General features: G+C 48.5%; 20 protein-coding genes. 8 read left to right on the top strand and 12 right to left on the bottom strand.

The window, feature by feature from the left end:
* Positions 1-12 precede the first annotated feature (12 nt).
* Genes HHX48_RS03095 through HHX48_RS03085 form a run of 3 tightly spaced genes read right to left on the bottom strand, consistent with a single transcriptional unit; the run spans position 13 to position 3,203 of the window.
* A complete protein-coding gene (locus HHX48_RS03095; protein WP_191022160.1) occupies positions 13-1,329 on the bottom strand; it encodes an anti-phage deoxyguanosine triphosphatase in 1,317 nt (438 codons plus the stop codon).
* The gene (gene yfbR / locus HHX48_RS03090) at positions 1,329-1,982 is read right to left on the bottom strand and encodes a 5'-deoxynucleotidase (protein ID WP_191022159.1); all 654 of its coding nucleotides are present in this window, start codon (positions 1,980-1,982) and stop codon (positions 1,329-1,331) included. The genes HHX48_RS03095 and yfbR overlap by 1 nt, the downstream gene beginning before the upstream one ends.
* A 3-nt stretch (positions 1,983-1,985) precedes the next feature.
* Positions 1,986-3,203, bottom strand: a complete 1,218-nt coding sequence (locus HHX48_RS03085) for a pyridoxal phosphate-dependent aminotransferase (RefSeq protein WP_191022158.1) — start codon at positions 3,201-3,203, stop codon at positions 1,986-1,988.
* 258 nt (positions 3,204-3,461) lie between these two features.
* Here HHX48_RS03085 and HHX48_RS03080 point away from each other — a divergent pair, with 258 nt between their 5' ends.
* The 3 genes from HHX48_RS03080 (at position 3,462) to HHX48_RS03070 (ending at position 5,633) form a co-directional block, all read left to right on the top strand.
* Positions 3,462-4,004, top strand: a complete 543-nt coding sequence (locus HHX48_RS03080; RefSeq protein WP_191022157.1) for a hypothetical protein — start codon at positions 3,462-3,464, stop codon at positions 4,002-4,004.
* 107 nt (positions 4,005-4,111) lie between these two features.
* A complete protein-coding gene (locus tag HHX48_RS03075; protein WP_191022156.1) occupies positions 4,112-4,906 on the top strand; it encodes a DUF2189 domain-containing protein in 795 nt (264 codons plus the stop codon).
* A 403-nt stretch (positions 4,907-5,309) separates the two neighbouring features.
* Positions 5,310-5,633 (top strand): DUF3718 domain-containing protein, encoded by a 324-nt coding sequence (locus HHX48_RS03070; RefSeq protein ID WP_191022155.1) that lies wholly within the window; start codon positions 5,310-5,312, stop codon positions 5,631-5,633.
* Positions 5,634-5,720: 87 nt separating this feature from the next.
* Here the strand turns inward: HHX48_RS03070 and HHX48_RS03065 are convergent, their stop codons facing one another.
* From HHX48_RS03065 to HHX48_RS03045, 5 genes are all read right to left on the bottom strand, one after another.
* The gene (locus HHX48_RS03065) at positions 5,721-8,795 is read right to left on the bottom strand and encodes an efflux RND transporter permease subunit (RefSeq protein WP_191022154.1); all 3,075 of its coding nucleotides are present in this window, start codon (positions 8,793-8,795) and stop codon (positions 5,721-5,723) included.
* A complete protein-coding gene (locus HHX48_RS03060; protein WP_191022153.1) occupies positions 8,788-12,069 on the bottom strand; it encodes an efflux RND transporter permease subunit in 3,282 nt (1,093 codons plus the stop codon). The genes HHX48_RS03065 and HHX48_RS03060 overlap by 8 nt, the downstream gene beginning before the upstream one ends.
* Before the next feature lie 28 nt (positions 12,070-12,097).
* The gene (locus HHX48_RS03055; RefSeq protein WP_191022152.1) at positions 12,098-13,174 is read right to left on the bottom strand and encodes an efflux RND transporter periplasmic adaptor subunit; all 1,077 of its coding nucleotides are present in this window, start codon (positions 13,172-13,174) and stop codon (positions 12,098-12,100) included.
* 180 nt (positions 13,175-13,354) lie between these two features.
* Entirely contained in the window at positions 13,355-13,756 is a 402-nt protein-coding gene (locus HHX48_RS03050; RefSeq protein ID WP_191022151.1) for an OsmC family protein, read from the bottom strand.
* A gap of 4 nt (positions 13,757-13,760) precedes the next feature.
* On the bottom strand, positions 13,761-14,609 hold the full coding sequence (locus HHX48_RS03045; protein WP_191022150.1) for a CvfB family protein: 849 nt from the start codon (positions 14,607-14,609) through the stop codon (positions 13,761-13,763).
* 68 nt (positions 14,610-14,677) lie between these two features.
* Between HHX48_RS03045 and HHX48_RS03040 the strand changes: the two genes are divergently transcribed.
* The 4 genes from HHX48_RS03040 to HHX48_RS03025 are packed head-to-tail and all read left to right on the top strand — an operon-like array spanning position 14,678 to position 17,940.
* Positions 14,678-15,424: a 5-oxoprolinase subunit PxpA gene (locus HHX48_RS03040; protein ID WP_191022149.1), complete on the top strand. Its 747-nt coding sequence runs from the start codon at positions 14,678-14,680 to the stop codon at positions 15,422-15,424.
* Positions 15,424-16,119, top strand: coding sequence for a 5-oxoprolinase subunit PxpB (gene pxpB / locus HHX48_RS03035; RefSeq protein WP_191022148.1), 696 nt, complete (start codon positions 15,424-15,426; stop codon positions 16,117-16,119). Before HHX48_RS03040 ends, pxpB begins: the two co-directional genes overlap by 1 nt.
* The gene (locus HHX48_RS03030; RefSeq protein WP_191022147.1) at positions 16,112-17,074 is read left to right on the top strand and encodes a 5-oxoprolinase subunit C family protein; all 963 of its coding nucleotides are present in this window, start codon (positions 16,112-16,114) and stop codon (positions 17,072-17,074) included. Before pxpB ends, HHX48_RS03030 begins: the two co-directional genes overlap by 8 nt.
* Positions 17,074-17,940: an aminotransferase class IV gene (locus HHX48_RS03025; protein WP_191022146.1), complete on the top strand. Its 867-nt coding sequence runs from the start codon at positions 17,074-17,076 to the stop codon at positions 17,938-17,940. Before HHX48_RS03030 ends, HHX48_RS03025 begins: the two co-directional genes overlap by 1 nt.
* Positions 17,941-18,035: 95 nt before the next feature.
* Here HHX48_RS03025 and fur read toward each other — a convergent pair whose 3' ends face one another.
* A complete protein-coding gene (fur, locus tag HHX48_RS03020; RefSeq protein ID WP_139756437.1) occupies positions 18,036-18,464 on the bottom strand; it encodes a ferric iron uptake transcriptional regulator in 429 nt (142 codons plus the stop codon).
* 305 nt (positions 18,465-18,769) lie between these two features.
* Here fur and HHX48_RS03015 point away from each other — a divergent pair, with 305 nt between their 5' ends.
* Positions 18,770-20,776, top strand: coding sequence for a methyl-accepting chemotaxis protein (locus HHX48_RS03015; RefSeq protein ID WP_191022145.1), 2,007 nt, complete (start codon positions 18,770-18,772; stop codon positions 20,774-20,776).
* A 53-nt stretch (positions 20,777-20,829) separates the two neighbouring features.
* Here HHX48_RS03015 and fldA read toward each other — a convergent pair whose 3' ends face one another.
* The 3 genes from fldA to HHX48_RS03000 all read right to left on the bottom strand — a co-directional run bounded on the left by fldA (position 20,830) and on the right by HHX48_RS03000 (position 22,479).
* Positions 20,830-21,354: a flavodoxin FldA gene (gene fldA / locus HHX48_RS03010; protein ID WP_191022144.1), complete on the bottom strand. Its 525-nt coding sequence runs from the start codon at positions 21,352-21,354 to the stop codon at positions 20,830-20,832.
* A gap of 26 nt (positions 21,355-21,380) precedes the next feature.
* Entirely contained in the window at positions 21,381-21,599 is a 219-nt protein-coding gene (locus tag HHX48_RS03005; RefSeq protein ID WP_139756434.1) for a DUF2788 domain-containing protein, read from the bottom strand.
* Positions 21,600-21,690: 91 nt separating this feature from the next.
* Entirely contained in the window at positions 21,691-22,479 is a 789-nt protein-coding gene (locus tag HHX48_RS03000) for an alpha/beta fold hydrolase (RefSeq protein ID WP_223857973.1), read from the bottom strand.
* Positions 22,480-22,554: the final 75 nt, after the last annotated feature.

Below are 22,554 nucleotides of genomic sequence, written 5' to 3'. Positions count from 1 at the left end.
AAACTTCATGCTTTACCCATGTTTAGGTACGAACAGGGTGCTGTACAAACGGGCTGCAAACTCATCGGTCATGCCTGAAATATAGTCGGCAATAATCCGATGACCATACCCGGCTTCCTCGGCTTGTCGCCAGCGCTGCCTGGTATTTTCGGGCAACAAACGTTCCGGATCGCTGGCAAATGCCTCAAACAGTTCCATCACCATTTGCTGGCCTTTATATTCAAGTATTTGCACTTCAGACTGCCTGATAACCTGGTCATAAACAAAAGACTTAAACAGACTCAGGGCTGCTTCATACTGCGTTGGTAGTTGCGCCTGATTCGCCAGCAGAGGATGCGCAAACTGTTCCTGCTGCATAATGGTGATGGCAGTAATAAAACAATTTACCAGCGCACCGATGGCATTTTTTCTTTCATGATGCTGTTTGCTGAACAATCGCTTTGTCAGCTGCTCGATATTGGCTGACAACCAGGGAACGTCCATTTTTTGCAATGGCTCTACAATATCAGCAACAAAGCGCTCAGATGTCACCATGCTCATGACAATAGCATCTTCCAAATCATGAATGCCATAGGCAATATCGTCTGCCAATTCCATGATTGTGCAGTCAAATGACTTATATCGGGTTTTTCCATGTTTATTATCAAACGAATCAAATGCCATAAACCGGGCAATGTCATCTTCACAAAACGGTGAAAGTAACCAGTCAAACAGCGGCTTATCACAACTGAACAAGCCTTTAGGCGGATGCCAGTCATCAGCCTTTACCTGGCGCAACGACGTGTTAATTTGTCCGTGACAGGCCGGATTGGTGAGTGTATCGATAAAGTTGGGATACTTAATCAGGCCCAGAATACTTCGTCGGGCCAGGTTCATGCCGTGTTCTGCAGTATAAGGCTCAAGCTGCGTGATAATGCGAAATGTCTGGCCGTTGCCTTCAAACCCGCCATGCTCATGCATCATGTAGTGCAGGGCGATTTCTCCACCGTGACCAAACGGGGGATGGCCGATATCATGCGCCAGACACAAGGTTTCGGTGAGGCTGGCATCCAGTCGCAGCTCGCTGGCGGTTTGCGGGTACTTTGCCTGTAACTGGGCAGTAATCCCTGTGCCTATTTGTGCCGCCTCCAGCGAGTGCGTCAACCGGGTTCGGTAAAAATCACTTAAACCAACGCCTAATACCTGCGTTTTTGCCTGAAGCCGCCTGAATGCCGCAGAGTGTAATACGCGGGCTTTATCCCGCTGATAACAACTTCGGTGGTCACCATCGCGCGTCTGCACCCGGGGTAATCTGCGTGCCTGCCAGGGCGTTTCCCAGTTATCGGCCATCACTTAATGGCCTCCGTGGTGTCTGGCTGATCGGGTGACGCACCATGTTCGGCTTCAAATTCATCCTGAGTAATCTCATCAAGGCTGAGTGAGAAGCTGGGAACATAACGCGAAACAAAATAATCGACTTCCGGTGACTGATAGGCACTGAGTAGCTTATCCAGGCGGTTTTTGGCCAGCATGAACTCCCGGTTCCCGGCATTAAGCTCCTCCAGCGTTTTCAGGTAGGCACATAAGACATCGGCGGCTTTCACAATAAACGCTTCCTCTTCACTGTGCTGATGCCCGTCAATTAATGCCGCGTAGTCGTCTCGCAATGCTTCCGGGGCCATGTCGATGAGCTTACTTTCGGCGATTTTTTCGATCTTTTTATATTCTGAGGCAATCGTTTTGTTGTAATACTTCACGGGCGTGGGAAGATCCCCGGTGAGAACTTCAGAGACATCATGAAACATCGCGATAGTGGCAATGCGATCCGGATTTAGCTGACCATCAAAAAAGCGGTTTTTGATCAGTGCCAGGGCATGCGCAACCATCGCTACCTGCAGGCTGTGCTCCTGCACATTTTCATTACGAACGTTGTGCATGAGTGGCCAGCGATTGATAAGCTTCATGCGCGCCAGATGCGCAAAAAAATGACTGTTATCCGACATATTTTAAACCTGTCGATAATTATCGAAAAAGTTGCCTATACGGGTGAGGGCGGGTTTAAGCACATCGCTGTGGGGCAAAAATACCAGACGAAAGTAGACCCCCTGTTGCAGGTTGAAGGCACGACCATGCACCAGCAGAACTTTTTCGCTGCTAAGCAAATCGAAAATCATCTGCTCATCATTGGTGATATTGAACTTTTTCTCATCGACCCGGGCAAAACAATACATCGCCCCTTTCGGTTTGACACAATGAATTCCATCGATGTCATTGAGCATCTGCCAGGCAGTGTCACGCTGCGTTCGCAGCCGACCACCCTCAGCGACTAATTCGTTAATGCTCTGGTAACCACCCAGCGCTGTTTGTATGGCCGTCTGGCAGGGGACGTTGGCACACATTCGCATCGACGAAAGAATATTGAGCCCCTCAATATAATCAGCGGCCACACGCTTATTGCCACTGACCACCAGCCAGCCCGCCCGAAAGCCGGCAACCCGGTAGTTTTTCGACAAACCACTTAAGGTAACAAAAAAGACGTCGTCTGCCAGCGAGGCGATACAGGTGTGTTTATTACCGTCGTAAAGTATTTTGTCATAAATCTCGTCAGAATAAATCACCAGATTATGTTCTCTGGCAAGGGCAATCACTTCTTTTAGCAGCGCTTCACTGTAGACCGCACCGGTAGGATTATTCGGATTGATAAGCACAATCGCGCGGGTTCGCGCGGTGATTTTGCTCTTAATATCGTCTATATCAGGAAACCAGTCGGCCTGCTCATCGCACTGATAATGTACCGGCGTACCGGAGGAAAGGCTGACGGCCGCTGTCCAGAGAGGATAGTCGGGCGCCGGCAACAGTACTTCATCGCCACTGTTGAGCAGCGCCTGCATAGCCATCATGATCAATTCGCTGACACCATTACCAATAAAGACGTCATTCACCTGAAGATCACGTACCGCCATTTGCTGATAGTACTGCATCACAGCGACCCGTGCGGCATAAATGCCGGTGGAGTCCGAATAGCCCTGCGACGTGGGCAGGTTATAGATAACGTCTTTTAGAATGTCGTCAGGGGCGTCAAAACCAAACGGGGCAGGGTTGCCAATATTCAGCTTCAGAATACGATGGCCTTCATCCTCCATTTTTCTGGCCCGGGCGGCGATGGGGCCACGGATATCGTAACAAACATTATCCAGTTTATGAGAGCGCGATACAGATTTCATTTGTCCCTGTCTAACTGATTGGTAAGGCCCCCAGATTAGCGCAAACCCATCACGCATGCGATGGCTTATTGCATGCATTTACCGGAAATTTAAACAGAAATATTGCGCCAGGTGGTCAAAAGCAGGACTTAATGAAATTTAAATTGGCATTTTGCAGGATATCGCGCAATATTTACTTACAATGTGTATGTCACGTGTAGTGCTAACAATCTTGTTTTAGTTCCTATTATGTTAATAGGTACATAAGAGAGTAAATTTATGCCAATACCATTATTGTGGCTGGGTGCAGGCCTGGCTGCGGGGTACTCCGCCCTGCGTTATGCTGAAAAAGAGCATGCTGACCATCAATCTCTGGGCGCCTCGCCCGGCACTCTTACCAAGTCCGTGACCCCAGCCGATGGTGCCGTTGTCTGCTGCGGCATATACGGTGTGCTTGAGCATACCGGCATTTGGGTCGACGGGCGCATTATTGAGCTGGCCGGAAATGGCCTGGTGAGGGCCGTTAGTCCAGAGCGATTTCTTCATAATCGTTCAGGCGATCATATATTTGTTGCCTGTAATGACCACAATGAGCCGCTGGCTGAAGACGCTGTTGCCTGTCGCGCTGCACATAAGGTTTACACGTACATGCCATACAATCTGATTGATAATAATTGTCATCAGTTGTGCGCCAGCCTGATTACTGACTCGCAGGCATCTTTGACAGGGTTTGGTGAGCTCAACAGTCTGCTGGCAGCGTCCTATCAGTCGAAGATCTATTGGCATCCGGCGGCATGGGATGCCCGGCGTCACGTCTTATAAGTTGTGAAATTTCAGTCGTGATCTATCTTAAATAAAGAGGGTCAGTAGCTGCATCGAAGTAGGGGAGTAGTGATAAGGCCCGGTTTATAAATAACATGAGGCTATGTATGTCACACTCTTTTAAAGAAACGCCGCACAACGCGATTACCGACAGCGGGATTGCCAGAGTTATACCCTGTCGCCAGTTAAGCCTGGGCGATCCGGTCAAATGGCTGGCGCTGGCAATTCAGGATATGAAGCGGGCACCGCTTAATACGATGATGTATGGTGTCATTTTTGCGCTTATCCCCTGGCTTATTACCTTCCTGGTTGCTTCAACCGGCTGGCATTTAATCATCATGCCGGCCATCGTGTGTTTCATGCTAATCGGACCATTTCTGGCTGCAGGGATGTATGATGTCAGCTGGGAGCTGGAAAAGGGGCACAAACCCAGCATCGCTCATTCACTTCGGGCAATGAAACGTAACGCCGTGAATGGGTGGGGGTTTGGTGTGGTGCTACTGATCATGATGATTTTCTGGCTACGGGTGGCCTCGCTGATTCACGCGCTCTATCCCCCCTACCTGGATGAAACACTGTCTGATCTATGGCCGTTTCTTATCCTCGGTACGGCGGTTGGTGTGGCATTTTCACTGATTTTGCTGTTCATTTCAGCGTTCACGCAGCCAATTCTTATGGAAAGGAAGGTTGATCTGGCAACGGCCTTATTAACCAGTGTCAATGCAGTATGGCTGAACAAACTCCCAATGTTATTTTGGGCAGGTATCATTTTTATCAGCGTTGTCCTTGGATTTCTGACGGCTTTTCTGGGCTTTATCGTGTTAATGCCGTTACTGGGCTATGCTACATGGCATGCCTACATCGACACAATTGAAACGAAAAAACCCCGCAACTACGTGTAACTCACCTTTTCCGGCGGGCGGTAAATATCAGATTTGCTGCCTGCAGGGCTGTTTTCAGTCAAAACCCGATGCCTACTTTTTCGCCGCACTGCGCAAAATACTGAAATAAAAATGTTAAATCACGTAATAAAGTTACAATTTTGCGTTATTTAACTACAGTAATGCAGTCGTTTTTAATATCAATTAGATATATAAGCCTTTTCCTTTATAATAAAGAATCGATAAATTCTCATAAATATCAATACTTTGAATTCTTTAATGAAATGTTGCTTATGCTTTTTACCTAAGTGTTACGTTACCGCCACAATATTAAAACAGTAATTTTATTTCATTTGATGCATAACTATAAGGGCGTTGATGACAACGAGCTGTAGAACACCAACCAAGCATAGGATGACAGAACATGAAATTACTGAATAAAAAACTTTTAGCGACATCTGCACTTTTAGTATTAAGCCACACCGCCACTGCGGGCAACGAAACTGTGGTCAGATATAAGGGCGATACCAGCTTCTCTGGTTTTTGCAAGGCAGTGGTAAAAGATGATGTCAGAATTCTTCGTTCAAGCATACAGCGTAGCGTGGGTAATGTAGCAGCCAGTGATCGCGAGGTCATTCGCCGAATCACCGCGAAAGATGGATTGACATGTAACGGTAGCAACCTGATTGAGTTTTCTGAAAAGCGTAACGCAAAGCAGGTAAAAAGCTTTCTGATGGCCCAGATCTAATCGGGTAAGCGCCGAGCGCTAATACCGTTTTATATGGTAAGCGGGGTAGTAGAAACTACCCCCGCCTTTAATTTCGCGGATGTACGCTCAGGTTGTTTGTCGGGTCCAATGGCGAACACGATGTTGTGCCTGGTAAATCATACGCGCCGTTGCCTGTCTGAGTCTGACCAGTTGGATATAGGTCAGCGGAACCAGAAACAAACTGGTTAATGTAGAGAATAAAAGCCCACCGATTATTGCGATTGCCATCGGGGAGTAGGCGGGTCCATCCCCACCAATCCGGGTAGTACCAATTGCTAATGGTACCAGGCCCAGCACCGTGGTGGCGACCGTCATCAGTACAGGTCTCACCCTAGACTGACAACCCTGCAGTACTGCCTGTGTCATGTCCATCCCTTCGTTGACGAGCTGGTTAATCCGATCCACTAGCACAATTCCATTGTTTACCACTATTCCCATGAGAATCAGCATCCCAATCATCGCCATAATTGACATTGACGTACCAGTCACCATAAATGTCCAGAATACACCGGTAAATGAAAACAATAGCGAGCCAATCACTGCCGTGGGCAATAACAATGACTCAAACAATGCCGCCATAACGATATAAATCATACAGATGGCAAGTAACATGTTTACCTGCATCACTTGCTGTGCTTCATCCATATGCTGAAACGCCCCGTCAAGCGACCAGCTGTATCCGTCAGGCAAGCTCTGGTAAGCCATCACTGCAGCGATGCGCTCTCTGGCCTCTTCAAGAGTAAGATCTTCGCCCAAATTCGCCTTTATCATCAACGCTGTCTGACGATTTATACGCTGAATTTCTGATAACTGCGGGCTTGTTGTTACCGATGCTACATTTGCCAGAGTAACGGGTTTTCCCTGCCAACTGGCAATCCTGATATTCTGAAGCTGTGAGACAGATGTTTGCGTATCTTCAGAATACATCAGACGTACATCGACCTCACCGGCACTACCATGGCGGAAAGTGCGTAAATTGACACCGCGTAGCGCAGTAGAAATCAGCCCGGCAATGGACTCAGCATCCAGGCCAAGACGATGGGCCCGTTCGCGATCGATGCGGATCTGCACTTCCTGCTGCTGGTTGCCTACATCCAGTTTTACATCTTCCAGTCCCTCTATGGCTGACAGTGGCGCGACCATACTCTGACCCAGAGTTAACAATCTGCTGGTGGAATCACCGGTTAATGTGATTTGCAGACCGCCGCCGTTATCACTTTGCCAGTTAAATGACGGCCTGGCCCTGGCAAATTCAGGCATGGCATCTTTAACCATGGTCTTCCACTGTGCAATGGGTACCGGCAAATCATCTTTGAGGGTGATGCCCGATACGGCTTCTCCCGCTGTAAACCAACTGTAAACCTGTTCGATATGAAACTTATCCTGATTAGCGTATAAAAACGCTTCCATTTTATCGACAGATTTTTCCACCTCTTCCAGGCTGTAGCCCTGAGTGAAGTGATACGTCAGCCAGACTCGCTTATTATCATCATTGCCCTGTCCGTCAGAGCTGACAACTTGCATAGGAATGAGGGTCGAGACAAGAATAACCAGCGCAATACAGGCACTGCTTTTTCGGTGGGCGATGACCCAGGCCAGAATTTTCTGATAATAACGCTGGTATGCTGCCTCTTTAACTGGCTTTGTCGTGGAGGGCGTTTTGATTTTCTCAGCAAGTAACGGGATGAGCGTCTGGGCAATAAGTAAAGAGGCAAACAAAGAGATACAAATTGCAATCGCCACGTGCTCTAAGAAGACCGTAACATCTATCTTTACACCGATAATATTGGGTAAAAAGACGATGGCTGTAGTCGTTGTGCCTGCAATTACCGCCAGACTGACCTTATTGATCCCATTTAGTGTGGCTTGCCGACGGTTGTTTGTGAACTGTCTTTCATTAAATATGCTCTCGGTGATAACCACGGCATTATCAACCAGCATGCCTACCGCAAGCATAAGCCCCATTAACGACAGGACATTTAGTGAATAGCCAGCCAGATACATCACACCCAGCGTAATGCACAATGATACCGGCACTGAAAGCACCACAATCAGGGTTGTGCTTAACTGACGTAAAAATAGGTAAAGTATCGCGACAGAAAAGACCGCACCAATCACGCCGGCCCACAACAGGTCAGACAGTGAGGTGGTAACACTTTTTGCCACATCGTCCATGACAAACAAATTGATGCCGTTAAATGCGGGATCTTGTTTAGCGTCTTCAATGACCTCCAATACGCGGGAGGAAACGTCCACCAGATTGCTCCCTGATTCCCGGTAAACGTTAAAACCCACGGCGTAGGTACGGTCAAGATGCCGGCCCTCGGTTGCCTCAGGCTGCTCATAATTAATATCGGCAATATCAGAAAGACTGATGCTTCCTTTTACCGGCATGGCAGCAAAGTCACGAATATCACTGAATTCGCCCTGCGGTGACACACGAATCTGCTGATTTCCGTTATCAATCTGGCCGGCAGACATAGCAAAGTTAGCTTGCTGTAATTGCCGGGTAACATCCGCCGCGCTGATATCCAGCGCAGCCATTCGCTGAGGCTTCAGGCGGATGATAATTTGCTTTTTCATAACGCCATACAGCTCTACCTTCGAGATACCGGGAACCCGCTCCATGGCGCGCTTGAGATTGCGATCCAGTAAATCGTAAGCATTGGATAAATCCCGTTCACTGGAAACACGTAGCTGGAAGATAGGCATATCGTTGGTGTTAAACTTAAAAACCAGAATACGTTCTACATCGTCAGGCAACAGATGCCTGATACCATCAATTTTTTCCCGGGCCTCGATGCTTTTGGCTTTAATGTTCTCGTCCCAGTTGAATTCCACATAAATCTCAGCGCGATTATCAAAAGAACGTGACTGTATGCGTTTGATACCCGAAAGCGTCGCCACTGCTTCCTCAATAGGGCGGGTGATCATACGCTCAATTTCTGACGGTGTGGCGTCGTCGTAAGGGACGTTGACAACCATTTCAGGGATATCGATACCCGGAAATTTTTCAAGCGGTAGCAGCCGGCTGGCGATAATGCCAAACAGCAACAGAGAAAGAAAAACCATACAAACGGTGACCGGATGAGTCAGCGCAAATCTTGCCATACCAGTAGCAACAGGGGTTTTATCATCCATAGGTTTTCTCTCCTGCAACGGTTTCGCTGGCATTGTCAAAACGTTTGCGGTCAAAAACCGCGTAAAGTACCGGCAGAAGGATCAGAGTGATGACGGAGCAGAACAGTAACCCGAAAATTACAGTCACCGCCATTGGTGTGCGCACTTCAGCACCTTCACCGACGCCTATTGCCATGGGTAACAGCCCCAAGATGGTAGTAAGCGTGGTCATAACGATCGGCCGCAGACGGGTTGTCGCTGCCTCGATAATAGCAGTGTGCCTGTCCATTCCCTGGGCACGTAGCTGATTAATTCGGTCGACCAGTACAATGGCATTGTTGACGGCGATACCGCACAGCATGATAAGTCCGATGAAAACCACGACACTGATATTGGTGCCAGTCAGCCATAAGCCATATACAGAGCCTGCGCCGGCCAGAGGGACGGCAAACAGGATGAGCAGGGGATGTAATAAGCTTTCAAATTGGGAGGCCATAACCAGATAAACCATGAAAACCGCTAGCGCCAGCGCAAACTGTAGCGACTGGAAGCTTTGTTCCATTTCTTCACTCTGGCCGGCAATGTCAGCGCTGAGCGTCAGAGGCAGACGGGCATCATCAATGGCCGTTTGCGCGGCATTCACACCCTCGGCCAAGTCGCCGTAGGCAAGGTTTGCTGATACTACCACCACGCGCTGTTGTCCAATGCGCGTGATTTCACTGGGTCCCCGACTCATATAAACATCAGCAACAGCGCCCAGCGGCACTGGCTGATCACTTTGCGGATTGACGATTATGTTGCGTACGGCATCAATATCATCACGCTGACGATTAAGCGTTCTGACCAGCACATCAATTTTTGTATCCTGAACGCTGAATTGGGTCGCTATTTTGCCACCTACCTGCGCAGCAACTATGTCTGATACCTGGCGGGCTGATAAATCGATGGCCGCCAGCTTATTGTGGTCGAAGCGGATTTTAAGCTCCGGATTGCCCTGAGCAAGGGTGGTAGACACATCTGCAAAACGGTCATTATCCTGCAGGCGTGAAATGATTGCCTGGCTGTACAGATAGAGCTGCTCAAGATCATAGCCTTGTACCTCAATTTGGATCGGCGCATCAAAGGTAAACAGACTGGGTTCTGAAAACTGGCTCTGGACACCGGCCCGCTGGCTTAAAAAGGCACGCAAGGCAGTTTTAACATCAATAATGTCTGACGCGGTATAGCCAGGCTGCATAACTACATTCAGCTTACCCCAGTGATCGCCGCTTTGACTGGCAGTTGCACTGACCAGGCTGCCAGTGCCTGCCAACGAATAAGTCCGGGCCACGCTATCAAACTGACTGGCTTGAGCAGCCAATTCGCCCAGTAATGCATCCGTCTGTTCCACTTTTGCACCGGCGGGTAACGTAACCTCAACCATAAACTCACCCTGTGCCATGGAAGGGATAAGCTCTACACCCAATTGCTTGGTGAGGGGAACCGCTGCACCAGCGATGATAATTGCTACCCCCAGCACCACAACCCGCGCATTCAATGCTGAAGTCAGTAAAATTTTGTAGCCGCGCTCGATGGCTTCAAACGCCTTTTGAAATAGCCAGAGAACCGGTTTAAGTGCTATCGAGAATAGCCGGGAAAGCGCATGCCAGAGCAGTAAAATAACGGTAACAAAGGCGGCAGGAATCCACCGGAAAAAAACATTAAACAGCAGTGAGAACGGGAATAATAGTATGCGCAGCACCGGATGACGTTTCGTCGGGATAGGCTGACTATTTGCGTTTTCTTCATGCGCAAAGTCCGCCTGATTAGGTGAAACGGGCTTGCGTGCAGCCAGGCTGGGGATGAGAGTGAGCGATACAATCAGTGACGCCAGCAGCGCAAAGGATACAGTCATGGCCTGGTCACTGAATAGCTGCCCTGCTATTCCCTCAACGAATATCAGCGGCACAAATACAGCCAGAGTGGTCAGGGTAGAGGCCATAATTGCCCCGGCAACCTCTTTTGTACCGCGTATGGCAGCCTGCTGATGTGACGTACTCGCGTTGCGTTTGCGGTGAATATTCTCCAGCACCACAATACTGTTATCCACCAGTAAACCCACCGCCAGCGCGATCCCCCCAAGACTCATGATATTCAGGCTGATATCATTGGCATACATCAGGTTAAACGTGGCGATTACCGATACCGGGATAGAAACGGAAATGATTAATGTGGTCCAGATATTTCTTATAAAGAAGTAAAGGACAATCATGGCCAGCAATCCACCTAACCAGGCGGCAGATTTCACTTCGCTGATGGCCTGGCTGATAAATTCGCTCTGGTCATAGAACAGGTCCAGCGCATAATTGGAAGGAATTGTAGCGGAGAGTTGAGACACGGCCTGTTTTACTCTCTGTGCGACCTGTACAGCGTTCGCATCGCCTTCTTTATATATCGCTAATTCTGCCCCTTCCGTAGTGTTAAAGCGTGTGATTGCATCACGATCCTTATAGGCACTTTCAACGATTGCCACATCCTTAAGCTGGATATTGCGCTGCGCATTGCGACCGATATAGAGGTTTCTAATAGCATCGAGGTTTTCAAACTCATTGAGTGTTCTTACCAGAAATGCCTGACCACCCTGATCGACTTTGCCGCCTGCCGCATTGATATTTTCCTGCCCCAGCCGGGTAATAATCTGATCGATACTTAAGTTCAGACGATCGGCCTTTTGCTGGTCTACCAGGATCTGTATCTCGTTTTCCAGGCCTCCACCAACGCGCACCGAAGCGACACCATCAATGGCTTCGAGTTTTCGTTTAAGTTGCTCTTGTGCAAAGAAGCGGAGCTGTTTCATGCCATCTGTCGATGCATTGGTCTGGTCTGTAAAACTTAAGCCGTAGCGTAACACCGGATCAGTGGTAGGGTTGAAGCGCAGCAAACGAGACTTTTCGACATCCAGCGGTAACATCAGAATGTCCAGTTTCTCACGTACCTCAAGGCTGGCCAGGTCCATATCTGTTCCCCAGGCAAACTGCAGCACGACGTCTGACTGACCAGGTCGCGACACCGAGGTCACCTTTGAGACACCCTTTACAATACCAATCGATTCTTCAATCGGTTTGGACACAAGTTGTTCTACTTCGGCGGGGGCGGCTCCGGTGTAGTCAGTACGAATGGTAAGGGTGGGGTAGGATAGTTCTGGTAGTAAATTTACTGATAAGCGGCCCAGTGACACCATACCAAACAGTAAAACAGCAGCGGTAAACATAGCGATGGCCACCGGGCGTTTTACCGCAACGTTGATAATGCTCATCGGTCTTCTCCTTGTAAGAACGTTGCGGTTAGCTATTTACGATATTGACTGGGGTTTCATCTTTAAGATTCTGGTGACCCACCGTAATGACCTGTTCGCTGCCACTCAGTCCTTCGATGACTTCAATCTGATTTCCCTGCTCAAAACCAAGGGTCACATCGACCTGGCGGGCAATGCCATCCTTTACCACAAAGACACTGGTTTTATTGTCAATGGTCAGAAGTGCCTGGCGAGGAAGAAGGTGGGCCTCGGCGTGGGTGGCATAATTCAGCGCCACTTCTGAAAACATGCCAGCTTTTAAGGTTTCATCACGGTTAGGGACTTTCAGGGTGACTTTGAAGGTCCCTGTCTGGGCATCAATAACCGGGCTTATCCGCTCAACGAAGGCGGTAACCGTCACATCTGACAATGCCGGTATGTGCAGGGTAGCCTGTTGGTCGATTTCAATGTTCGTCAGTTCACTTTCAGGCAGGTAAACAATGCCCTGAAGCATTTTCTGCTGAACAATATGAAACATGCGCTCGCGTTGGAATGATTCGGTAAGGTTACCTACTTTTGCGTTTTTCTCAGCGATATAGCCACTGATGGGGGCGGTAATGGTGGTTTCGGCTAAATCCAGCTCTGCCAGTTGTACTGAGGCCTGAGCGGATTCAAACTGCGCATTGAGCTTCTCATAGGTATCGTCACTCACTAAATTCTGTGAGTACACCTTGTTGATTTTATCCAGCTCCTGTTTAATGCCGCGCAGATCGGCGCGGGCTTTACGCAATGCCAGCTCATAGCGCTTTCTGTCCAGGTGGGCCAATACCTGACCTTTTTCAACGTAATCGCCTTCTTCAACCAGGATTTCCTCTATAATGCCTGAAGCTCTGGCAACCACGAACGCTTCATCTGTCGCCTCGAGAATTGCGGTCGTATTATAGGTTGAGTCAATATCACCAATAACAACACTGGCGGTTTCGACGGGTATTTTTATAACTTGTGTTTCTTTCGTCGCTGCAGTATCGGTGGCTTCAACATTGCCGCAGGCAGAAAGGGTCAGGGCAGAGGCGCAGGCAATGGCAGCCAGCGATAATCGGCAAGCACGAGCAGATAAAACATCCATGATAAAGTCCTGTTATAACTATTTTATTTACTATATGCCTTAATGTGAGCATTGAGTGTGCCAAAGTGTTAGCGCTTGTGAATTTCTATACTTATCAGTGTTTTAGGGTTTTTCATAAGTTAAAAAAAAAGCTAACCGACGTATCGGATAGCTTTTTTGATTAAAAAGTTGTTAATTTGGCTACTGGTCAGTTTGAATTGTGTAACTTGTTGATATCTCGACGCTCTCTTTGAGCATCATTATGACTGAGCAATACTTTTCCGCTGACAGCGACACCGCTCTGGCGACCGCTTTATCCGTCAAATCATCGCCTTTGACGATGTAATGTGCGTGAATCTTCGTAAAGACCCTGGGCGCAGTTTGCGCACGCTCGGCGCTCAGTTCACATTCGCAATGAACGAGGTTGTGGCGGCCTTTTTTTAATATTTCTACCACATCAACGCTTGAGCATGCACCGACAGAAAGCAGCACCGACTCCATCGGTGAAACCGCGTTGCCACTGCCGTCCATAACAGTTTTATAACCGCTGTCAGTCACACCGGTGAACGATAAATCGCGATCCCACACTACGTTCGCTTTCATTCTTTTATCCTTCTTGCTTTACAAGGCGTATTGCCTGTTTTTCAATCACTATTTTGCGTTGCTTATAAAGGCGCCCAAGCGCTTTTTTATAGGCAGCCTTACTGACTTTAAATCTTGCATATATTTCGTCAGGCGCGCTTTTATCGGTAAGCGTTGACAGTCCGCCATGCGCTTCCAGGTCATCGACGATGGCGTCTGCTAACGTATCGCGCCCTTGTTTATCTGTACGCTGTAAAGCGATATCAAGCTTGCCGTCATCACGTACGTTTTTAATTACCGCATCAATGGCATCGCCGATGCGCGGGGACACAAACGCATCAGAATGAAACAGCAAGCCAGTATGCGTACCTTCTACAACAACTTTAAAGCCAAGTTCGGTTTTGGCATAGACCAGGCAACTGACCGGCTGCCCGGCACTAAATTCAGTGCCATCTTCACTAAGGAATGGATGCAAGCGAGTGGCGCCCAGAAGACGTTTCGTGGCTGAGTCATAAAATGCATGAACGACATAGTACATGCCTGGGTTGACCGGTGACTCCTGATGCTGTGCCGGGACCAGTAAGTCTTTTTCCAGTCCCCAGTCAAAAAATGCACCGAAATGGGTGGCATTCACTGCTTTGAGTACTTTGGTCTGGCCTATTTCGATAGCGGGTTTTTGCGTGGTGGCAAATAATGCGCCTGTCTCGTCCGGCAGCACAAACACATCAAGTGCATCACCCTCTTTCAGGCCTTCCGGAGCGAGGTGAGCAGGCAGCGTCACTAAACCTTCATTATCGTTTTGCGTAGAAAGCTGAAAACCAAATGGGAACTCGCCCACCACGGTAAGCGTATTAGATGTACCAACCTGTATCATGGTGCCTGACTGTTTATGAATTTAAAGGTAAAATGATACCGCATAATTGAAGTAAGAGCGAAACAACTATGTTATTGAATTGCGATTTGGGCGAAAGCTACGGTGCCTGGAAAATGCCCGTAGACAGCGCAATTATGGCGCTGATTGATCAGGCGAATATAGCCTGCGGATTTCATGCCGGTGATCCGGTCGCCTTAAAGCATGCTATTGCGCTGGCCGCCAGGCACAGAGTGATGATTGGCGCCCATCCCTCCTATCCTGATTTACAGGGGTTTGGTCGACGCAGTATGGCGATGCCACATGATGAGCTGGTGGCGTGTCTGGAATATCAAATCAGCGCATTGTCCGGACTGGCATCGTTGTATCAGCAATCGCTTAGCTATGTAAAACCACATGGTGCGCTTTATAACGACATGATGCAGAGCGAAAATGTTCGTGATGCCGTCTTTCAGGCTGTGTCAGGTATAGGCGGTGGGACACTGAAAATTATGGTTCAGGCGCATCCGGCTTACCAGAGCATCACAGATCATGCGAAAACCTACGACCTGGCGGTCATCTTTGAGGCCTTCGCGGACCGGCATTACGAAGCTGACGGCTATCTGATGTCCAGGCACAAGGCGGGGGCCGTTCTGGATGAGGCAGGCGCCGTCAGGCAGGCAGAGCAAATAATCCATGATTCGCGCATTGTCGCGTGCGATGGCACGGTATTAACGATGCCAATAGATACGCTTTGTGTCCATGGTGATACGCAAGGCGCGGTGCAAATGGCCAGCGCAATACGCCGCCTTATCGACGAAAACGGGACACAACAATAATGCAGTTTTTTGGCCGCATTAAGGATATTCAGCCTGCCGGAATTGACGGCGTAATTATTTACTTTCACGGTGATACGCTGACAGAAAAAAACGAGGCGGTACAGGCAATGGCCAGGGGCCTGAAAGGGCGCCGGCTTTCGTGGATAAAATCACTGATAGCGGGTTATGATTCTTTGTTGGTTTTATTTGACCTGCAACGGGCGGATACGCATCTTGTCTATCGTACATTGCGCCAGACCTCACCGCGTGAGGCTACGCAGGATGAACACAGCCACTACGAACTACCGGTATTATACGGGGCCACTGGCGCTGATGATTTGGCAGTAATCAGTGACAAGACCGGCCTGAGCAAAGCAGATATTATCAGCTTGCATGCAAACCAGACCTTTAAAGTCTTCACCGTTGGATTTTCGCCCGGGTTTGCCTATATGGGGGAGCTGGATGAGGCGCTACGGTGCCCCCGACTTGCCTCACCACGCAAAAAAGTGCCGGCGGGAGCAGTCGCTATCGCGGATCGGCAAACTGCCGTCTACCCTAATGCCTCACCGGGGGGCTGGAATTTGCTGGGGCGTTGCCCGCTACCCTTGTTCAAAGCCGACGGAAGCCATCCTGTGACATTGCGCGCAGGCGATACCGTGACCTTTACAGAAATCGACGAGGCGACGTTTAAGGAGCTATCCGATTCCCATGGGTGAAATTTCAATAGTTGAACCTGGATTACAGTTACTTGTGGTGGATGCTGGCAGGAATACCCATGCTCAGGAGATCGGGTTTTGTGCATCAGGTGCGCTTGACCAGCTAAGTTTTGAGCTGGTTAACTGGCTTTGCGATAACGCGCTGGATGTGCCGGCACTTGAAGGTATGGGTGAATTCACGCTTAGCGTGAATTTTACGACGGTTGTTGCTGTTGGTGGGCCATCAGTATCTGTCTGGCAAAATGATAAACCGGTTGATGTATGGCACAGCCTCCTCCTGCAAGCAGGCGATACGTTGCGTGTTAAGCCACAGCGTATGGGAACGAAAACCTATGTTGGCGTCGGAGGCGTTATTGATTTACCCGTCGTGCAGGGCAGCAAGTCGATTGTCACCCGGGAAGGTGTCGGCGGACGTAACAATGACGGTGCCAGCTTAAAAAAGGGCGATGTGCTTGGTATTGATTTGCATGAACATCATCCTCAGCGATTATTAAAAGAGCATGAAAAGCCTGACTACACCCTGGACAAACCTCTCGATGTGGTTGTGGGTTACCAGTATGAGCATTTTGACAACTGGCAGCAGCAACTTTTTTTCGCCAGCGAATATGAGGTAACGAATGATATCAGCCGAATGGGATATCGGTTGAAAGGCCAGCCTATTGCTTACCCTGAAACTGACTTATACTCAGAAGGAATCAATTGCGGTGCTATCCAGTTTCCCGGTGATGGGCAGCCTATTGTCATGCTTGCTGATCGCCAGACACTGGGAGGCTATCCGAAAATGGGTTGCGTCGCGGATTATGACCTCTATCGCCTGACGCAGGCAGTGCCTGGCGATACGATCACCTTTCAATCAATTAGCAGCGACAATGCCCGTGCAAAATGGTTACTACGCCATCGCCTGGAAGAACGAATTTTTGAAAGTGAAGATACTGAACACGGAGCCGACGACTGATGTCCATCGCGTTTTTAAATAATGCCTATCTGCCATTGCAAGAAGCCCGGATCTCTCCAATGGACAGGGGGTTTCTTTTCGGTGATGGCATTTATGAAGTGATTCCGACCCATCACGGCAAGCCTGTCGGGTTATCTGCGCATCTTAAAAGAATGGCGAACGGACTAGCGGCTATTGAGATTTCTAACCCGTTTGATGCGTCGCAGTGGCAGGACATAGTTTCCACCCTGACGGAACAAAATGCCACCGCACTTGCAACACCGTACATCGGCATATACCTGCACGTATCACGCGGTGTTGAGCCCCAGCGCCACCATGCGTACGGGCAGGATATTACGCCCACGGTATTTGGTTACGGCTTTGCAATGGCCACGCCGCCCAAGACCAAACGCGAAGAAGTAACAGGGCTGCATGTAGCATTAAGTGAAGATCTGCGCTGGCAGCGGTGTCATATTAAATCAACCTCATTGCTGGGCAATGTGATGCATTATCAGCAAGGCGTTAGCAAGGGTAAAAACGAGACCATTCTGGTCAATCAACAGGGAGAGATTACAGAAGCGGCATCCTGTAACGTTTTTGCAGTGATAAATGATCAAATCGTTACGCCGCCACTTGATCATCAGCTGTTGCCGGGCATCACCCGCCAACTGGTTATTGACAGTCTGCGCAAGGAAGGGGTAATCGTCCGCGAGCGCAGAATGACCAAACAAGAGCTGCTGAACGCACAGGAAGTGTGGCTAACCAGCTCCAGCAAAGAAATCACACCCGTGCTGAGTATTGATGAACAGGTGATTGGAGAGGGGAGCCCAGGGAAGGTCTGGGAAAAATGCCTGGACATCTATAACCGCTACAAATTCGTACTATGATTCGTTAACACTGCTTGGGCTATGCCGGGGCAAAGAAAAAAGCCCATAGAAAATAAATCTATGGGCTTTTTTATCGGTCAGTCAGATGCTGACAATTAGTCGTTCAACTGATCGCAGTTTTCATCGGCACATTCGCCGTACAAATACAGGCTGTGATGAGTAAGTGTCATATTATTCTTTTCTGCAATTTCGATCTGACGCTGTTCAATCACATCATCTTCAAACTCAATAACTTTTCCGCACTTCAGGCACACAAGATGGTCGTGGTGATCTTTGTGACTGATCTCAAACACGGATTTTCCGCCTTCAAAATGATGACGGCTAAGTATACCGGCGTCGTCAAACTGGTTCAGCACGCGATAAACGGTAGCCAGTCCGATTTCCTCTCCCTGATCGATAAGGATTTTATACACATCCTCTGCGCTGATGTGTTGATTTTCAGGTTCCTGCAGAATCTGCAGTATTTTCAGGCGCGGTAACGTGACTTTCAGACCGGCCTTTTTAAGCTCTTTATTTTGATCCATTGAATACCAACTTCAGGGCTGTGTTTGAGGTAGCCGTTATTATAGGTAAGTTGATATGATTTGAAAGGAAAAGCCGTCTTTTGTCAAACTGACGCACAAAAATTAATCATTTAATACCCAGCCAACATCAACCGGTGTCTCAGTTCTACTTCGGGTTTACTAAAAATATACCAAAGAATGATAATAAAATTGTCGAATGTGCCGATACTATCATTGAAATGTTCATTTTCTGTTAAAGATAAATTTACTTAGTAATAACATTTTTGTATGTTAACGATGCAGTGATAGGGACAGGAACGTAGTAAATGCAGTTGACAGTTGTCAGAAAGATAATTCTTGGGTTTGTGGTATTTTGGTGTCTGCTGTTCCTGATAGGTATTTTGTCCTACTCAGGGCTTTCTGACATTCGGGAAGCGGCACGCTCGGTGGCCGACGAAAAAATGCCTCTGCAGATCCAGATGATGGAAATCAAATCTGAAACGCAATCTCTGGCGACTATTGTTGCAAATGGTTTTTATGAATCTGATGCGCAAAAACTGACCACCAACCGTGACGCGTTCAGCACTCTCTCCACCGAGTTTATTACCCAGCTTGATGAGCTTCGCCAATCCCGCCCGCGCAACCAGGCGGTTGCTCAGGCTGTGGAGGATGGAGAACAATTTGTTGAACAAAGCCAGGCTATGTACGATGCACTCGTGCAGCGCATTGTTGTGTCCCGGGCACTTGAAGAGCAATTGAATACACTGTTGGGTATGACGGATGAAGCCAGCGCGCTGATGCTTGATTTAAGTTACATCGACAGCAACGATCCGGGTATTGAAACACTTATTGGCGCTGGTACTAATGTCGACAATAAATTACTGACACTGAATACTGCACTTAATGAACTTGCCGAGACAACTCATCCACAAACCACGGCAAACATTGTTGAAGACCTCAATTACCAGTTAAGTAATCTGCAGGTGGATAAGGATTATCTCAACAGGCTGTCTGAAACCATCGAAAACGGCGGTACCGTTGATGCGTTTAACGAGCAGTATGCCCTCGTTACCGAAAACCTTACCGGCGATGGTGGGTTGATCGATTTGCAGCAACAGAAGCTTGATGCCATCGCTGAGAGCCAACGTCGACGAGAACAGGCTGATGAGGCACTCGCTGCCGCTCTCACCACCATCAATGCATTGTTTGACCAGGCCAGCCAGTCCACCCTGGATGGGCAACAAAGTATTCTTGAAACGGTTCAGGAAAGTGTTGTAGAGACGCTGGTCGTATCGGCCCTGGGACTGCTGGCAGCAATCGTTTTGGGAACCATCGCCACGCGCAGTATTGCTCGCCCTCTGTCACGTATAAATAGTGGGTTAAGTCAGTTGTCAAAAGGCGACTTAACCTGTCAGCTTGATACCAGTGGCCATGATGAGTTTGCCGCATTAGCACAAAAGGTAAATGCCTTAACTACCAGTTTACGGGAGCTTATCGGTAACATTCTGGCCCAGGAAGAGCAGCTGGATAAGGTGTCAAAAGAAAGCGTAGCAATGGGTGAGCGCTCGTTAAAGGATGTCGCCGAGCAGCGTGAGCAGGTTAGAAAGACCTCGCAGAATACCGAAAATGTTCAGCAGACCAGCCAGAGTAACTTAGCGCAGATTAACGCTTCAACAGCATCACTGAATAAAGTCAGCACACAAAGTCAGGCCATCGCCGAACTGGTCGCGCAAAGCAGAGAGCAAAGCAACCAGCAAGCTTCACAGGCAGAGAAGTCTGCACAGACTATAAACAGACTGGAAGAGAACAGCCGCAGTATCGGCAGTATACTGGACGTGATTAAAACCATTGCCGAGCAGACCAACCTGTTAGCGTTAAATGCGGCCATCGAGGCAGCACGCGCCGGCGAACAGGGCAGAGGATTTGCTGTCGTTGCTGATGAAGTCAGAACACTGGCTACCCGTACGCAAAACTCCACGGAGGAAATCGAGGCGATGATAGCGACGTTACAACGCGATGCCAGTCAGGCAGTGCACGCTATTGAAGACGGTAAAACGCAGGCAAACCGGGGGGTTGAAATCATCGGGCAGGTTGATGAGCAAGTGAGTCAGATCCGGGATATTATTCACTCACTAAGCCAGATCAATCAAAGCATCGTCAGCGATACGCAACAACAGAACGGGCTGCTTGCAGATGTGGCTGCCAGTCTGAATAAAATAGTTCAACTGGCTGACTCCAGCGCTGAAAGCACGCAGAACGTCAATAAATCAGTCATGCAACTTGACGGGCAAATGGACAGTCTGCGTGGTGCGGTAGAACGGTTTAAACTGTGATCTATTTCAGAACAGATAAAAAAAGCTGCTCATGGGCAGCTTTTTAACAATTATCAGGCAAGTTCAGCCAGGCATAACTCATCATGCAATTGTTTGCACCACGCCTTGACACGTTCATCTGTCAGCTCTGGCTGACGGTCTTCGTCGATGCCTAATCCGACAAAATGATTGTCGTCTGCCATACCTTTTGAGGCTTCAAAATCGTAGCCTTCAGTCGGCCACTGGCCAACTAAAATTGCGCCGCGAGGCTCTACGATATCGCGAACCATACCCATAGCATCCAGAAAATATTCCGCATAATCTTCCTGGTCACCACAGCCGAAAATTGCGACCAGTTTATCGTTGAAATCCAATTCTTCCAGTTCCGGAAAGAAATCATCCCAATCGCACTGCGCTTCACCATAATACCAAGTGGGGATGCCGAATATCAGCAGGTCATATTCAGCAATGGCTTCTTTGGTACTTTTCGCGATATCAAAAACATCAATCAGGTGTTTACCTAATTCCTTTTGTATCATCTTGGCGACGTGCTCAGTATTTCCTGTGTCGCTTCCAAAAAAAAGGCCAACACTTGCCATAATTACCCTCTATCTATTAACTGTCTTTACACGCCTGTGCTTATCCAAAACATTTCGATCAACCCTTTAGCCAGAAAACCCAGTGCACCGGCGCCGAGCACGCCGTAGACCACCAGCTTTCCTACCAGGGGGACATCATTTTTTTTAAGCACATCGTGTACTGCCAAACCCATCAGAATGAAAAGGCCACCAAGCCCGAGATATATTGAGACGGATTCAAATAATTCGTACGTACTGTTGGGCATAACACCCCTTCTAAATCAGGCGCAGACTATAGCATATTCTAATTCAATGGCGCACAGAAAACCGCTTAAATTTATCTCACGTGACGTCTCGTTAAGGCGCAACGCCGCTCAGGAATCGTTCCACAGCAAGATTAAACGCTTCAGGTTTTTCAGCGTGAAGCCAGTGACCTGCACCGTCAATAACGCGTGCTTTTGCTGTTGGAAATAGTCGCATTACATCGCTTCTGTACTCACTGCTTAAATAATCTGAACGGCTTCCTTTAATAAATAAGGTGTCTTTTGAGAATTCCAAGTCTGTCTCCGGCCAGCTTCTGATGGTGTCGTAATGCGCCGCAATACCTTCAAGATTAAACCGCCATTGCCAGTGACCATCGTTATCCTGATAGAGACTTTTTAATAAAAACTGGCGAATGCCGGGCTCTGCGATATGTTGCGCCAGTTGTTTGTCAGCATCTGAGCGTTTTTCGACATCGCTCAGGTCAACGGCCCGCAGGCCACGAATAATGGCATTGTGTTGTGCGGGGTAGGTTACAGGGGCAATGTCGGCCACAACCAATGCGCGAATAAGCGCAGGGTAGTGTAGCGCTGTTATCATTGCCGCTTTGCCGCCTAATGAATGCCCCAAAAGGTACACCTGGTCAGCCTCTGTCTTTTCGATGATGGTGGCTACCCCTTCCGCGCATGCTTCGAATGAAAAACCCTGGGTATGCGGAGATTCGCCATGGTCAGGTAAGTCGATACTTACGACATTGCAGGATTTTTGAAAGTGGCGGCGAACCACCGCCAGGTTATCCAGGTTCCCAAACAATCCGTGTATTAGAATAAGCCAGGGGTGTGCCGGGGCACTGCGTGTGATTTCGTAATTTAAAGAAATAGGCATAGTGAAATGATAGCGTTTTTAATCTATTTGGTTACCGCTGAGCCACGTGTTTGGCCCAATTAGCCGGGAATTTAT

Source organism: Salinimonas profundi (assembly GCF_014750655.1).
Taxonomy (GTDB): Bacteria; Pseudomonadota; Gammaproteobacteria; order Enterobacterales; family Alteromonadaceae; genus Alteromonas; species Alteromonas profundi_A.
This window is presented reverse-complemented; position numbering and strand designations above follow the sequence as displayed.